The 255-nt window shown below is 52.5% G+C and carries 1 pseudogene; it reads right to left on the bottom strand.

Going from position 1 to position 255, the window contains the following annotated elements:
* A pseudogene (locus tag MWC30_RS22295) lies at positions 1-217 on the bottom strand (hypothetical protein); the annotation flags it as partial.
* Positions 218-255 lie beyond the last annotated feature (38 nt).

Raw genomic sequence — 255 nt, 5'->3', positions numbered from 1 at the left:
CAGAGAAAAGCTTATCCGAGGAGAAATAGCCCGTACCGTCCATGGGCATGAGGTAACCTTCTTCGAGATAAAGCATTTTTTCGAGGGCCTTGCCCCTTTGCAGTGCGGCATAGACAGCGTTGTGGGCCGGCCGTAGCTCGTCCGGCGGTACGGGATCTATTATGGTGCGCATCTGGGTGTCACAGGGGATATCTTTAACCCCGTAAATCATCCGCAAATTATGGGATTCATTCTCGCGGCGATGGTCAAATGCCA

The sequence above is a fragment of the Desulforhabdus sp. TSK genome, assembly GCF_022836495.1.
In the GTDB taxonomy this organism is placed as follows: domain Bacteria; phylum Desulfobacterota; class Syntrophobacteria; order Syntrophobacterales; family Syntrophobacteraceae; genus Desulforhabdus.
Note: the sequence above shows the minus strand (reverse complement) of the source record. Positions and strands in the feature narration are given on the sequence as shown.